This is a genomic window from Flagellimonas pacifica (assembly GCF_900215465.1).
Classification (GTDB): Bacteria; Bacteroidota; Bacteroidia; order Flavobacteriales; family Flavobacteriaceae; genus Flagellimonas; species Flagellimonas pacifica.
In genome coordinates, this window is the sequence record NZ_OBEH01000001.1 from 925,066 (window position 1) to 940,073 (window position 15,008).

Annotated in this window: 14 protein-coding genes; 9 read left to right on the forward strand and 5 right to left on the reverse strand. The window is 38.3% G+C overall.

Going from position 1 to position 15,008, the window contains the following annotated elements:
• Positions 1 to 60 precede the first annotated feature (60 nt).
• The 9 genes from CRO15_RS04135 (at position 61) to CRO15_RS04175 (ending at position 10,342) form a co-directional block, all read left to right on the forward strand.
• On the forward strand, positions 61 to 1,836 hold the full coding sequence (locus CRO15_RS04135; RefSeq protein WP_097044497.1) for a MutS-related protein: 1,776 nt from the start codon (positions 61 to 63) through the stop codon (positions 1,834 to 1,836).
• Positions 1,837 to 1,885: 49 nt separating this feature from the next.
• The gene (locus CRO15_RS04140; RefSeq protein WP_097044498.1) at positions 1,886 to 2,431 is read left to right on the forward strand and encodes a CopD family protein; all 546 of its coding nucleotides are present in this window, start codon (positions 1,886 to 1,888) and stop codon (positions 2,429 to 2,431) included.
• 161 nt (positions 2,432 to 2,592) lie between these two features.
• Positions 2,593 to 3,999, forward strand: a complete 1,407-nt coding sequence (locus CRO15_RS04145) for a sensor histidine kinase (RefSeq protein WP_097044499.1) — start codon at positions 2,593 to 2,595, stop codon at positions 3,997 to 3,999.
• Positions 4,000 to 4,053: 54 nt separating this feature from the next.
• Positions 4,054 to 4,836, forward strand: a complete 783-nt coding sequence (locus tag CRO15_RS04150; RefSeq protein ID WP_097044500.1) for an enoyl-CoA hydratase/isomerase family protein — start codon at positions 4,054 to 4,056, stop codon at positions 4,834 to 4,836.
• Positions 4,837 to 4,863: 27 nt separating this feature from the next.
• Positions 4,864 to 6,417: a hypothetical protein gene (locus CRO15_RS04155; protein ID WP_097044501.1), complete on the forward strand. Its 1,554-nt coding sequence runs from the start codon at positions 4,864 to 4,866 to the stop codon at positions 6,415 to 6,417.
• A 233-nt stretch (positions 6,418 to 6,650) separates the two neighbouring features.
• A complete protein-coding gene (locus CRO15_RS04160) occupies positions 6,651 to 7,361 on the forward strand; it encodes a collagen-like protein (protein WP_097044502.1) in 711 nt (236 codons plus the stop codon).
• Positions 7,362 to 7,472: 111 nt separating this feature from the next.
• The gene (locus tag CRO15_RS04165; protein WP_417935201.1) at positions 7,473 to 8,585 is read left to right on the forward strand and encodes a PA0069 family radical SAM protein; all 1,113 of its coding nucleotides are present in this window, start codon (positions 7,473 to 7,475) and stop codon (positions 8,583 to 8,585) included.
• Positions 8,586 to 8,687: 102 nt separating this feature from the next.
• On the forward strand, positions 8,688 to 9,041 hold the full coding sequence (locus tag CRO15_RS04170) for a YciI family protein (RefSeq protein ID WP_097044504.1): 354 nt from the start codon (positions 8,688 to 8,690) through the stop codon (positions 9,039 to 9,041).
• 56 nt (positions 9,042 to 9,097) lie between these two features.
• Positions 9,098 to 10,342, forward strand: a complete 1,245-nt coding sequence (locus CRO15_RS04175; RefSeq protein WP_097044505.1) for an RNA polymerase sigma factor — start codon at positions 9,098 to 9,100, stop codon at positions 10,340 to 10,342.
• On the opposite strand, the gene CRO15_RS04180 is transcribed toward CRO15_RS04175, so the two are convergent.
• The 5 genes from CRO15_RS04180 to CRO15_RS04200 all read right to left on the reverse strand — a co-directional run bounded on the left by CRO15_RS04180 (position 10,339) and on the right by CRO15_RS04200 (position 14,923).
• Complete coding sequence (locus tag CRO15_RS04180; protein WP_097044506.1) at positions 10,339 to 11,433, reverse strand: acyltransferase family protein; 1,095 nt, start codon at positions 11,431 to 11,433, stop codon at positions 10,339 to 10,341. The two genes, CRO15_RS04175 and CRO15_RS04180, sit on opposite strands and share 4 nt — an antisense overlap.
• Positions 11,434 to 11,503: 70 nt before the next feature.
• Positions 11,504 to 12,928 (reverse strand): Gfo/Idh/MocA family protein, encoded by a 1,425-nt coding sequence (locus CRO15_RS04185; RefSeq protein WP_097044507.1) that lies wholly within the window; start codon positions 12,926 to 12,928, stop codon positions 11,504 to 11,506.
• A 61-nt stretch (positions 12,929 to 12,989) separates the two neighbouring features.
• Complete coding sequence (locus CRO15_RS04190) at positions 12,990 to 13,640, reverse strand: HD domain-containing protein (protein ID WP_097044508.1); 651 nt, start codon at positions 13,638 to 13,640, stop codon at positions 12,990 to 12,992.
• On the reverse strand, positions 13,637 to 14,374 hold the full coding sequence (locus CRO15_RS04195) for a lysophospholipid acyltransferase family protein (protein WP_097044509.1): 738 nt from the start codon (positions 14,372 to 14,374) through the stop codon (positions 13,637 to 13,639). Before CRO15_RS04195 ends, CRO15_RS04190 begins: the two co-directional genes overlap by 4 nt.
• Before the next feature lie 138 nt (positions 14,375 to 14,512).
• Complete coding sequence (locus tag CRO15_RS04200) at positions 14,513 to 14,923, reverse strand: BrxA/BrxB family bacilliredoxin (RefSeq protein ID WP_097044510.1); 411 nt, start codon at positions 14,921 to 14,923, stop codon at positions 14,513 to 14,515.
• Positions 14,924 to 15,008: the final 85 nt, after the last annotated feature.

The following is a 15,008-nucleotide window of genomic DNA, read 5'->3' on the forward strand; positions in this document are numbered from 1 at the left end:
TCATCTAAATTTAGCGTTTTTTAATCCTGAGGAACAGAACAGACTATATTTAGATGATTCATGACGATAGATACAAAGACTTTTTATAAAAATCAACTTCTAAAGTTCCAAGATGAGTTAAGTGGCATCAAGAAAAAGCTAAACCTTTCGAGCACTATACGATTATTGATTTTTGTTGTTTTGATCTTGTCAATCTATTTTGGGTGGGGCAACACTAAACTTCTTGTCGCAGTATTATTTTTGGGGATAGCTGCTTTCGTTTTTTTGGTGATGCGGCATAATCGCTTAAAATATCAACAAGACTTAAAAACCGAATTGATCAAAAGGAACAAATTGGAACTCCAGGTTCTTGACCGGAATTTCCATGGCCTTCCCGAAGGGAAAGAATTTCTGGACCCAGATCATTGGTTTGGGTCAGATATTGACCTATTTGGGAGAGGGTCTTTTTATCAATACCTCAACCGAACCGCTTTGGCAAGTGGCTCCAATATATTGGCGCAGATATTACAATCCAATAACATTAAAAATATTGAACAAAAACAGACTGCCATTCGGGAATTATCTGAAAAGCCTGAATGGCGCCAAGAATATGGTGCAACTGCAACTTTGGTAAAAACCGAAGTTCCTGCCAACAAAGTAATCAACTGGCTTATGCAGTATAAACCATTTGTGCCAAAGCAAATGAAAGTATGGGCCAATATTTTTTCGTTGATATCTTTTGTGCTGATTGCCTTTTATTTTATTGGATTTATTCCTGGATATTGGGTCTTTATTTCATTTGTTACAGGTATGGTGGTAACCGGTATCTTTGTCAAAAGGATTAATCGACTTTCGGCACACACCTCCCAAATACAGAGCACTTTTACACAGTATTCCAGATTGTTATTCCTAATAGAGAACCAAGAATTTGAAAGTAAACTGCTGACAGAAAAAAGAAAGAACATTGTTGATCAACAACAATCAAGTTCAGGAGTTTTAAAGAAATTTTCAAAACTCCTGGATAGGCTTGATCAACGAAACAATGTTCTTGTTGGATTGGTGCTCAATGGATTTTTCCTTAGAGATTTGATTATAAGCAGCGAAATAGAAACATGGATCGGCCAACACAAGACCAATGTTTCTCGATGGTTTGATACAATTGCGTTTTATGATGCGTATAACAGCTTAGGTAATTATACATTTAATCACAAAGACCACATATTCCCAAACATTGTGGCCAATGGAATAACGTTGGAATGTAAAAGTATAGCTCACCCCATGCTAGACCCCAAAAAAGCTGTTCACAATGACATTACCATATCGGAAGACGAATTTTTTATCATCACCGGTGCAAATATGGCAGGCAAAAGCACCTTTTTGCGAACAGTGGCGCTACAATTGGTGATGGCCAATGTTGGACTTCCGGTCCGTGCGCAATCAGCAAACTATAGTCCAATAAAACTGATTACCAGTATGCGTACTACAGATAGTCTTGCAGATGATGAAAGTTATTTTTTCAGTGAATTGAAGCGATTGAAGTTTATTGTTGATCAAATGGGTGCAGACAGATATTTTATTGTTTTGGATGAAATATTGAAAGGGACCAACAGTACGGATAAAGCTATTGGATCACAAAAATTTATTAAAAAACTAGTGAGTTTGGGGGGCACTGGAATTATTGCCACCCACGATTTAAGCTTATGTGAAGTTGCGGAAAAACTTGATGCCGTGTCCAACTATTATTTTGATGCCAATATTGTGGACGATGAACTTTTCTTTGACTACCAGTTTAAAAAAGGAGTTTGTAAAAATATGAATGCGAGTTTTTTGCTGAAAAAAATGGGTGTTGTTGAGTAGTTTAAGATTTCTTAAGGCTTAAATTTACAATGGTCAATAATGTGACGGTATGCTCTATCCTTATATAAAATCACTTCATTTAATTTTTGTGGTAACTTGGTTTGCTGGTTTGTTCTACATTCCCCGCCTGTTCATTTATCATATTGAAGCTTGGCAAAAACCTTCCCCAGAAAAGGAGATTTTATCGGAACAGTTAAAATTGATGACAAAGCGGTTGTGGTATATCATCACATGGCCTTCGGCCATTTTGTGTACCCTATTTGCCATTTGGTTATTGGTGATACAACCTGTGTGGTTGCAAGAAGCATGGATGCAGGTAAAATTAGGGTTTGTGGCTCTTCTATTTGTCTATCATTTTAAATGCCATCAAATTTTTAAGCAATTACAACGTAATGAGGTCAAATACACCTCCCGATTTATGCGCATCTGGAACGAAGTAGCGACCTTGGTTCTTTTTGCAATCGTGTTCCTGGTAATCCTGAAGAATGCCTTTAACTGGATTTACGGAGTTGTGGGAATCGTAGTTCTTGCAATTTTTCTGATGCTGGGGATTCGATTATATAAACGTATACGGGATAAAAACCCTAACGCCTAAATCTAAAAACCAATAATCAAGCACCAAATTCCAAGTTTTTGGAGTTTGGGATTTGAAATTTATCATATTCACTATTTTGGTGTGATTATTGCTAACTTTAATCTCAAATCCACAAAAGATTGTTCAAAAAATTATCGCTCCGTTCACGCATTTTTGTAGCCATGATTCTTTTGGTGGTCATTGCTTCAGTATTGATTGCCGGAGTTACCATCTACCAATATCGCGAACAGAGCAAGGACTATCATGAAAATAGATTGGAGCGAAAAGAGGAACAGATTCTTCAAAGTATATCCTATGCCTTAAGAGAGACCACCTATCCAGTGAATACAGAAAATTTGGAACTCATTTTTATGGATGAAATCTATAAAATAGCCGATGTTCAAAATGTTCCATTCAATATTTACGATTTGGATGGTGGATTGATCAAAAGTTCAAGACCTGCATTTGAGGCCGATTCCATTTCCAATTGCTTGGATGCCGAGATATTGAACAATCTAAAAATAGCCGCTAATAAAAGGCACATAGAGAAGAAAACTGCTGCGGGAGATAATTATCAAGCTTCTTATACATATATCAACGATTTGAAATTCAAGCCCATAGGAATTGTAAACCTCCCTTATTTTGAGGACAATTCCTTTAGCAATATGGAGCTTAGGGAATTCTTGTTCCGTTTAGGAGGAGTGTATCTTATCATGTTGCTCTGTGCAATTGTATTGGCATATTTTATCTCCAAGTACATTACTCGTTCCATACAAACCATATCGGACAAAATGACCCAAACCGACCTGACCAAGCGGAATGAGAAAATTTACATAGAAAACCCAACTGAGGAGATAGGAAAACTGGTAGATTCTTACAATGGAATGATAGATGAATTGGAGGAAAGTGCTGTAAAATTGGCAAGGAGCGAACGTGAACAGGCATGGCGAGAAATGGCAAAACAGGTTGCCCATGAAATTAAGAACCCGTTGACGCCCTTGCGATTGACCGTGCAAAGTTTTGAACGAAAGTTTAGTCCGGATGATCCCAAGGCGGATGCTAAGATCAAAGAATTTTCTAAAACTCTGATTCAGCAGATAGATACCATGAGCAACATTGCGTCTGCATTTTCCAATTTTGCTGATATGCCTGCGCAACAAAAGGAAACCCTTAACGTGGTTAAGATTGTTAAATTGGCCCTGGAAATTTTCACGGAGGACTATATCCATTTTATAGCGGACGAAGAAGAAATCATAGCCAAACTGGACCGTACCCAATTGATTAGGGTGGTGACCAATTTGGTCAAAAATGCCATTCAAGCTGTCCCTGAAGTTGATTCTCCAAGGATTCTGGTAACTGTAGCTTCAGAGCAGGAGCATGTGAAAGTTTCTGTGGCGGATAATGGTATAGGTATATCCGATGATTTCAAGGAGAAAGTATTTGAACCTAAATTCACCACAAAATCCAGCGGTATGGGCTTGGGCTTGGGAATGGTAAAAAATATTGTCGAAAACTATAACGGAACCATTGAGTTTACTTCAAAAGAAGGTAGGGGAACGGTGTTTACCGTTAAATTTCCAAAGGAATAAAACAAAAATATATATCGGGCCGGACACAGTAGAGATCCAAATAAAATAACACCTATGAACTACGAAAACATATACATTGAAGAAGAAAATGGCGTAGCTACGATAACCATTAATCGTCCAAAGAAGTTGAACGCTCTCAATAAAAGGACTATTTCAGAGCTTCATACTGCCTTTAAGGAATTAGATGATGACAAGGAAATTAAGGTTGTTATTTTAACTGGAAGTGGCGAGAAGGCCTTTGTGGCTGGGGCCGATATTTCCGAATTCGCCCATTTTTCAATAGAAGAAGGCTGGCAACTGGCCGCCGAAGGGCAAAAATTGCTTTTTGATTTTATAGAAAACCTTTCTACACCTGTTATAGCAGCTGTAAACGGATTTGCATTGGGGGGAGGATTGGAGCTGGCCATGTCTAGCCATTTTAGAATTGCCAGTGATAATGCCAAAATGGGACTCCCAGAAGTTTCTCTTGGAGTAATTCCTGGCTATGGTGGTACGCAACGTCTACCACAACTTATTGGAAAAGGCAGGGCAATGGAAATGATAATGACGGCCGGTATGATCGATGCCAATAAAGCTTTGGAGTATGGATTGGTCAATTATGTGGTGACGCAAGAAGAATTATTGCCCCTCTGTCTTAAAATAGCGAGCAGGATATCGAATAACTCCCCAGTTGCCGTAAAATATGCAATAAATGCTATAAATGCAGGTTTTAAGTATGATGTAAATGGTTATGCCGCTGAAATCGATGCTTTTGGTAGCTGTTTTGGTACCAACGATTTCAAGGAGGGAACTTCTGCCTTCCTTGAAAAACGAAAAGCCAATTTTCAAGGGTCATAGCCGTTTGTCTAACCAAACCGGACTATGATGAAAAAGCGATTTATTCTACTTTATTTGCTTTTAGCAGGAGTATTGGGCAGCGCTCAAGAAAAAATGCCTGTCTCTTATGACTTTGGAGAAAAATTTAGCGATAGATACCGTTATTCTAACCTGTTGACCATTTCAGATGATGGTTCTGGGGGTTACATTCTGGTACGAGCCTATTTTCAAGGATTGATTTTAAAACCCAAGGGATATTTAATAGAACGTTACAATAACAACCTGGAACTTGTTTCCGAATATAACTATAAACTTAAGGGATTGAATTTTGTTGACGGATTCTTTAAAAATGGTCAATTAAATCTTTTGTTTCTTAATTATAACTATGGAAGGGGTCAGTATGAATATTGGGTGCACAGCAGCCCAATTACGGCATTCAATTTTAAACAGCAAAAACTGTTGACAATTGCATCTGAAGAAGTTAGGAACCCAGTTGGGAAAAACTATTATAACCGAAATTTTTCAAAAGGATTTTCCACTACTATTCTTTTCAATGAAGAAAAAACAGGTTTTGTAATCAGCACACATCACAAAAGAGGAAAACAGAACAAGCATATTATCCACTTGTACGATACTGCGTTGAACAAACGCTTTGAGCACGACTTTTCACATGAAATAGAGGAGAAGAACTATGCTTTTGAGAATATCGCCATCAGTTCAGATTTGCAAACGGCATATATTGTAGGTAAAGCCTATTTTAAAAAGAAGCGTTTTAGAGTTGATGAACGAAAGTTTCAGTACGAATTGATCAAGGTTTCCCAGAATGGAAGCAAGACACAATCATTTGTTGATGCAGGTAAATATCCTGAGGCATTATATCCAATAATTCTAAAGAACAGACTGGTCTGTGCGGGATTTTATGCCGACAGAAAAGATAATCGCTACAATGGAATTGCCTATTTTGACGTGAACCCTATTTCTTTAAGTATCAATTCCAAAAAGTACAACCCGTTTTCTCAACAATTTATGGAAGACAAGTTTGGACGGGATGAAGAAAAAGTAATCAAAAACCTTGTTTTTAAGGGTGTTGAAGTGACCCAGCAAGAAGAAATCTTTTTTAATGCAGAAGAGTATTTTGTAACCACGGGAATGGAAGTAACAGGAGCTGGCCAGCGTGTTAAATTGGAACGCTTTCACCATAATGACATCGTTAGTGCCAAGCTGAACTCCAATGGCAATCTGGTATGGGCCAGGAACATCAACAAGGCAGAAGTTACCCAAGGCGATGGAGCCTATGCATCCTATAGTTCATATTGTAAAGATGGAAAGACCTACTTTTTTATCTGTACAGCTTCTGAAAACCCGCAATTGATCAACAATGAACGTTTGATCTTTAAACAGGGACTAAGTAGAAATCGTAATGTTTTTATGATTTCTTTGGATGAAAATGGAGTAATGGACTACGAAAAAATTATTGATAACCAAGAGGCAAGACTTCCTTTAATGGTATCCAAACCACTTAAGGCAATGGATAACGATAATATGATTTTCTATGCAAAAAGAGGGAGCAAAAAACAACTGGTAAAGGTGGGCTTCAATTGATGGAATAACTGGTTTACAAAAACATAGCTAAATATTTTTACATGATAGCCTCCTTTAGGAGGCTATTTTATTTCTGTACGTTCAATACTATAGGAAAACCCTCTCTGTTAATATCATTTATCAATCGTAAACGGCAATCCGTCAACTCATATACGCAATAGCTCAAGTATACTGCTGAAAACCAGCAAAGTACGCATAGCTTTGGGGTTCTAAAACCTTAAAATTTAAAAATCATGAAAGGATTAAAATTATTTAGTATGGCCATGTTAGCTATGGCAGTTACAATGGTATCATGTTCAGGGGAAGATGGTGAAACTGGTGCTCAAGGTATACAGGGACCTATTGGAGAACAAGGCCCACAAGGACCAGTAGGGTCAGCTGGAGACAATGGGGACAATTGTTGGGATTTGAACGGTAATGGTACCGCGGATTTTGATACAGAGGATTCTAATAACGATGGTGAAGTAAATGCTTTGGATTGTCAGGGTATGGATGGCACAAATGGCAATGCCAATGTCATAAAAGCTGATTTGGCAATTGGAGAATTTTTTAGTGATAATAAATACACTACAGATTTTGAAACGGTGGGACTTGGAATCACCAATGAAGAAGTTGCCAATTATACATACCTATTTTATTTAATTGGTTCTGCTCCAGCAAATCGCATATTTCCAATTCCCGGAGCTCTAATAAGTAATAATACTTATGCAAGAGTGGTTTATGATGAACTCGGTAATTTGGATATATTTTGGTATAATACTGATGATGATACTCCACACACTTTTGCCCCAGGAACTTATACTTTCATTAGAGTTGTTGCAATTGAGAACTCTGTGCTTACCGGTAAGAATGGTAACGGAGATGTAATGGCTAGCCTAAAAGCCGCCGGTGTAGACACTAATGATTATGAGGCCGTAGCATCATATTTTGATTTAGAAGACTAGATTTTTAGTTAGTTACATATGATTATTGGTTAAGGAGTCCCTTTTGGGACTCTTTTTTGTTGCCCCTGCAATTGTAACTCAACGGATTGTTGATAAAAGTGCAATTCAATAATGGGATTATTTCCATATTTTTGGAATAAATCCAGCATATTGAAATCCAAGAATATAATTAAAGGACGTGGAGCCCAGAAAAATACACCAAACAAGTTCCTTCAACATGTGTATGAAGTACGTGAGGATTTTTTAGAGTTTTGCCGACTTGAGGGCGAGCAAGCAGAAAGCAATAAGACCGAGTACATACCAATTTTCCCTAAAACCATTGTCAACAAAGTTGACAGTCCAGATGTTGGGATGCTATATTCCATGAATCCCTATCAAGGTTGTGAACATGGATGTATCTATTGCTATGCAAGAAACGCTCATGAATATTGGGGGTATAGTGCCGGATTGGATTTTGAACGGAAGATTTTGATTAAAAAAGCAGCTCCAGAGCTGTTGGAGAAAAAAATAAAGCACAAAAATTGGAAAGCGCACACTATTGTAATGTCCGGCAATACGGATTGCTATCAGCCCGCCGAAAGAAGATTTCAAATCACCAGAAAATGTTTGGAGGTTTTTCTTAAATACAGGCACCCTGTAGGTATCATTACGAAAAATGCGCTTATCCTCCGTGACCTAGATGTTTTAAAAGAGCTAACATCCCACCAGCTGGTAGGAGTGAATATATCGGTAACTTCCCTTTCGGAAAAAACAAGACGAAAACTGGAACCTAGAACAGCATCCATCCAAAAGCGATTGAATACCATTAAAGTATTATCCGAAAACAAAATCCCTGTAAATGCAATGTTGGCACCCATGATTCCAGGAATTAATAGCCACGAGATTCTGCAATTGGCAAAAGCGGTTGCCGATCATGGCGCAAGTTCTTTTGCAATAACCTTTGTGCGACTTAATGGCGCAATTGGTCAAATTTTTACGGATTGGATCAAGAAAGCTATGCCGGATAGGGCCGAAAAGGTTTTGCATTTAATTCAGGATTGCCATGGAGGCTCCATTAATGATAGCCGTTTTGGATTGCGAAATAGAGGAGAAGGAAAAGTGGCCCAACAAATACATGATATGGCCAAGCTTGCCAGAATAAAATATTTTAAAGACAAAAGCTTTCCTAAATTAAACTACGATCTACATGAACAATATAAAGATGGACAAATGAAATTATTTTAGATAAATTTATAGGGATTGTCCAATCTATACTTTTCTCTTCGTCATAAAAACAAGAATAAAGTAAAAACCAGTCCACATGCGTTGGACATAAAATGAAAAACAATGAGTAATTTTTTGTATTTATTTAGAGGAGGAGACGAAGCTTACGGCAAATTGTCACAAGAAGAGAAACAAGCCCATATGCAAGTGTGGGGGGAGTGGATGGGAGGTCTAAAAGAAAAAGGCCAGCTTTTGGATGGTCTCCCCTTGGGCGAGGATGGAAAAGTGGTAAAAAATAGAGGCGAATTGGTAACTAACGGGCCATATGCCGAAGGAGCTGAAATGGTTGGGGGATATTTGATTGTTTCAGCTAAGGATATTGATGAAGCTGTGGAAATATCAAAAGGATGTCCCATTTTTGACTATGATGGGAGTTTTGTGGAGGTCAGGGAGATTCTTACTATGGATGAGCACTAAACAAAAACATGTTAAACCTAGAAGCCTGATGAGAATCGGGCTTTTTCTTTTACGCAATGAAGCAGACCAACCTAAACAATACTGTTGATCATCTTTTCAGAAATGAATATGGGAAGATTGTAGCTGCATTGACCAACAAGTTTGGAGTTTCCAATTTGGAGAAAATAGAAGATGCGACCCAAGACACTTTTGTAAAAGCCATGCAAGTATGGGCGTTTAAAGCTATTCCTGATAACCCCACGGCTTGGCTGTACAGAGTGGCCAATAATGCACTGATTGATGTGCTTAGACGGGCAAAGAAAATGGACTACTTGGAGCATAGGCCATTAAAGGAGGATGATGAAGATTCATCAACTGAGGGGATTTCGTTGGAAAACTCCATATCGGATAGTCAACTGAAAATGATTTTTGCATGTTGTCACCCTTCTTTATCTGAGGAATACCAACTAATTCTCAGCCTAAAACTTATTGGCGGTTTTAGCAACAAGGAATTGGCTGATGCTTTGTTGAAAAAGGAAGAAACTGTGGCAAAATCCTTTACCAGGGCAAAGAAAAAATTTCGGGAAGAAGTACAGCTTTTAAAGATTCCGGTGCAAATGGGACTCCAGTCCAGACTATTTATTGTGTTGCGTGTAATCTATTTGCTTTTTTCAGAAGGTTATTCGGCAACCACAGGCTCACAATTGCTTAAAAAAGATATTTGTTATGAAGCTTTGAGACTTGCGTTATTGCTTCGCGATAATAAGTATTGCAGACACCCAAATTTAGAAGCATTGATTGCATTGATGTGCTTTCATGCTTCTCGATTTGATGCGAGATTGGATGAAGAGAGAGAGTTGGTGACCTTAGAATATCAGGACAGGTCTAGATACAACAAGGAATTGATTAAAATTGGGATTCACCATCTAGAAAGTTCGGGAACCGAAGATAAGCTGCCTTCCAGCTATCATTTAGAAGCAGCCCGATCATTTTATCATTGCCAGGCCAAGACTTTTCAAAAAACCGATTGGAAAAGCATTTTGTATTTGTACGATCTACAATTGAAGCAACAATATTCTTTTATATTGGCTTTAAATAGGATTGTGCCCTTCGCAAAAATTAATGGAGCGGAGAAAGGGCTTCTGGAATTGAACACTCTTGAAAAGAAAACAGATTTTAGTAAATCAGGATTGTTTTATGCTATTAAGGCAGAACTATTGTTGGAAATTAAACATGTTGATTATTATACCACTTTAAAAAAAGCCATTGAACATACGGATAATGAACTTGTGAAAAGACACCTTCAAAAGAAACTGGCTTAAACTTTAATAAAAGTGTTGTTCTTGTACATATACCATAGCAATAGATAAAGAATCCCGAATCCTCCAACAGAAAGAATCATTTGGTAATAAGCGCCAACATATTGTTCTAAACCATATAAAAGAAAGCTTGCAACCTCACGAAAATTAATTACATGGGAAAGTACATACGCGGTAATGGCATTCATGCCAATTACTTTTAAAGGGAATGCCCATTTCCTTTTTCCTTTTACATCAATAACCCAATAAAAGAGGGCCAATAGAATGTAACATACCCCAGATGAAGCCAACACAAATGTGCTTGACCATATCTTTTTAACAATAGGGTGCCATATCCCCCAAATTAACCCAAGGGCCAAAGCGGCAACCCCTGTTAGTAGTAGATATAAGGAAACCTTTTTTCTTGGAAGAGTGGATTTGATAAGCTCCCCTGCAAAAACTCCAGACAAGGTTGTAGCTGTAAATCCAAATCCAGTAAGAAGCCATGTATATTGAAGTCCATCATCAAATTTCCCAAGAACCAAACGGTCAAAATACAATGCAAAATTTTGATCAGGTAAGAGTAAGCTTCTTCCAACACCAGGAACAATTGGGGCGGTTAAAATCAAAGCATAAATTACTAGACAAAATGCAAAAACTACATAGAGCCATTTCTTCTGCAGATGGATATAGGCAATGCAAGAAAACAAGTATCCAACTGCAATAGCCTGTAAGGTATTACTGAAAACATGAAATTCGTTGATGTCCCAGGCCAATAAATTTCCTTGAACTACCCACCCAAGAATAAATAGAGTTATAAAACGCTTTATAAGCTTGCTATAAATGGCACTTTTACTAGTAGTGTTTTGTATCCTTTTGGACAAGGAAAAAGGAATAACCGCTCCAACCACAAATAGGAACAAGGGCATTATAATATCATAAAAAGTAGAACCAAACCATTTCGGGTGATTAAACTGCTCTGCCAATGTTGATGTAAAAGAGGTTTGGGCACCTTCATTGAGATTGAAAAAAAAGTGGTCGGCAAAGATAATCAGAAGCATGTCAAAACCTCTCAAGGCATCAATTGAAAGTATTCTGACTGGCTTGGTGGTCATATGTATTGGTTTTAAAGGACTTCCAATTCTTTAGGAATGGAAGCCCCTTAATTTTTGTAATGTAAAAAGATTAGGTCAATTCCCAACCCTTCCGGTATTCCCGGCTCACCCATTCATTGGCCTTATCGTAATTGGTGATTTTCATGTTTTTCCCATCCCAGAGAAGTTTACGCCTTCCTGGGTAATTGTAAGGATCCCAATCACCTGCTTTTTTCCCTTCCTTCAATACTTTGTATTGATACGCTTTTACAGCTAGGTTACCCATAAGCACAGTTTCCGTTAAAGGCCCTGCTTTGGCAAAGTTGGATGATGTTTCTGCACCACTCAAACACCCATCCACAAAATTGGCAATATGTCCTCCCATGCTACCTGGGACTCTTGCGTACTTAGGTTCTGGGGATTTGTATAGATCCATCATATCAGAAGGAAGTAGACGGGCATTTTGGGAATAGGTGTCACAAACCAAAATCCCCTTATCTCCATACATGATGGTGCCACCATCCCTGTTACCTACTATTTCACCATCTTTTAATTCATCTGGAAGATCTGGCATGATTCCACCATCGTACCAGTTCAATTGAATATCGCCATGCGTGGGATGTTCAAATTTCAAATGGATTTTTGAAGAAGGAGGGCATGAAGGGCTATAATCTGCCTCAACAAAATCACCTACCCAAACCGTGGTGCAACTAGCTTCTGCTTCAGTAGGATAGCCCAAATCCAAAACACTGAACGGTGTTTCCATAATATGACAGCCCATATCGCCTAGAGCTCCTGTTCCAAAATCCCACCAACCTCGCCATTTAAAAGGGAGGTAAGCATCATTATAGTTACGCATTGCAGCTGGGCCCAACCAAAGATCCCAATCAAGTCCTTTAGGAATGTTTTGCTTTTCGGTTGGTACGGCAACCCCTTGCGGCCATACTGGACGATTGGTCCAGCACTCAATGGTATGTACATTTCCAATAACACCAGATTCAACCCATTCACGGGCAATACGGCTATCGTCGCTTGATGCACCTTGGTTGCCCATTTGGGTTACTATACCATTTTCAGCGGCAACTTTGGTCATTAATCGTGCTTCATGGATATTGTGGGTCAAAGGTTTTTCAACATAAGCATGCTTTTTTTCGCGCATAAAAGGAAGTGCTATGGTAGCATGCGTATGGTCTGGTGTTGCCACTGAAATAGCATCAATATCTTTTAAATGATTTTTATAAACTTTTCGAAAGTCTTTGTATCGTTTGGCATCAGGAAAGGCTTCATATGTTTGCTTTGCCCTACGATCATCTACATCACAGAAAGCAACAAATTTTACTTTACCTGTCTCGGCCAAACCCTTAATTACGCCACCGCCCCTTCCGCCGGCTCCAAAAGAGGCCATATAGAGAGTATCGCTAGGAGGCACATGGTTTTTTCCGAGGACAAAACTAGGGACTATGGTAAAAGCCGCTGAAGTTGTGGCAGCATTTTTTAAGAACTTTCTTCGTTGCATTTGGTTTGTTTTTTTGATGGGATTGAAGATACAAAAAACAACAATAGACCAAAGAGGGTTGTTATGTATTCCACTCTTTATAAAATTGTTCCAAATAATCTAACATAAACTTGTGCCGTTCTTCTGCTAGTCTTTTGCCAGTTTGGGTATTCATTTTGTCCTTGAGCAAAAGTAGTTTTTCGTAGAAGTGATTAATTGTAGGAGCTTGCGATTTTTTATACCCCTCTTTGGTCATGTTTAAATTAGGTGGGATTGTTGGATTATAAAGTTCCCTGTTCTTAAAACCTCCATAATTAAAGGCTCTGGCAATGCCAATGGCACCAATAGCATCTAATCTATCTGCATCTTGGACCACTTGAAGTTCTTTGGAGTTGAATTTTTCACCAGCTTCCAAGCTGTTTTTAAAAGACATGTGTTTGATAATGTTCACTACATGATCAATGGTTTCTGGATTAACTTTTTGAGAACTTAAAAAATCTTCAGCCATTTTTGGTCCTACGCCTTCATCACCATTATGGAATTTTGGGTCGGCAATATCATGCAAAAGAGCTGACAATTGAACGGTAAGGGTATCGACTTCTTCATGTTTTGAAATCAATTTTGTGGTATTGAACACCCTTTCAATATGAAACCAATCATGTCCACCCTCAGCGTTTTGGAGTTCTTTTTTTACAAAGGAAATGGTCTCTTCAATCAGTTCGAGGCTATTCATTGATCAACCTTTATTTCTTGTTTGATTTGCTCCTCTACCCTAGTGATTAAATCGTCAATATTTCCTGTATTCTCAATGGGTTGGTGTACATGAAATTGCACGTATGCTCCTAATCCCATAGGGAATTGTCCAAATCGCAATAATTTCCAAGAATTATTAATGGTTATGGGTACAATAAGTGCAGATGGAGCTTTTTTCAAAAGTATTTTTAGCCCCATGGGCTTAAACGGTTTGGGGTGTCCAGTCCTGCTTCTTGTCCCTTCAGGAAAAATAACGGCCGCACGATTATTTTTTTCCACGTAACTGCCCAACTTTGCTATTTCACTAAGAGCCTGTTTGACATCTTTTCTATCAATTAAAGCAGAACCGCCATGCCTTAGGTTATATGATACGCTTGGAATGCCTTTACCCAATTCTTTTTTTGCCACAAATTTTGGATGGTGTTTGCGCATGTGCCAAATAATGGGCGGAATATCATACATGCTTTGGTGGTTGGTGACAATAATCAGAGGTTTATCCGTAGGAATCTGATGTAGATTATTAAATCGATACCTAGTCCCAAGTACATTTGTACACCGCATTAAAAACCAGTTTAGCACACCCACGCTTCTTTTATGCGCATCGTAACCCAAAACATTTAAACAAAACCATTGAATGGGATGGAAGACTAGCAAAGTCAACCCAAAACAGATTAAAAAAAGTATGGTCAAGGGATAAGAAAGCAACTTTTGCATACCTATATGTTTTTATAAGGCCAATTTGGTAAAATCTTTAGAATTAAAACAAAGATTCCCAATGTTTTTCTTCTAAATTTTAGTGCAAAAACAAAAAACCACCCTAAGGGGGTGGCTTCATTTTTTGATAGTTTGTGTTTAACAGAATTCGTTGTAAGCTTCCATTAAATTCTCTGCGATTATTTCAGCAGGGCGTCCTTCAATATGATGTCTTTCTATCATGTGGACCAATTCTCCGTCCTTAAAAAGAGCCATACTTGGCGAAGAAGGGGGAAAAGGCACCATATGATTTCTTGCAGTATCCACAGCTTCTGTGTCAACTCCCGCAAAAACGGTTGCTAAATGGTTTGGTTTTTTGCTGTTTTGCAAACTTAGCTTTGCAGCAGGTCTGGCATTGGCCGCCGCACAGCCGCAAACAGAATTTACCACTACTAAAGTAGTACCTTCTTGTTTTAGTGCGTTTTCAACAGCCTCACTTGTATATAGTTCTTCAAACCCGGCGGAAGCTAGGTCTGCTCTCATAGGTTTTACTAATTCTTCTGGATACATAGTCTTATGTTTTTATTCAACTTTCAAAGATACGGCTTTTGTCGAATTTTTTTCAATACCCTTAACATCCCATAAAGTCTTATTT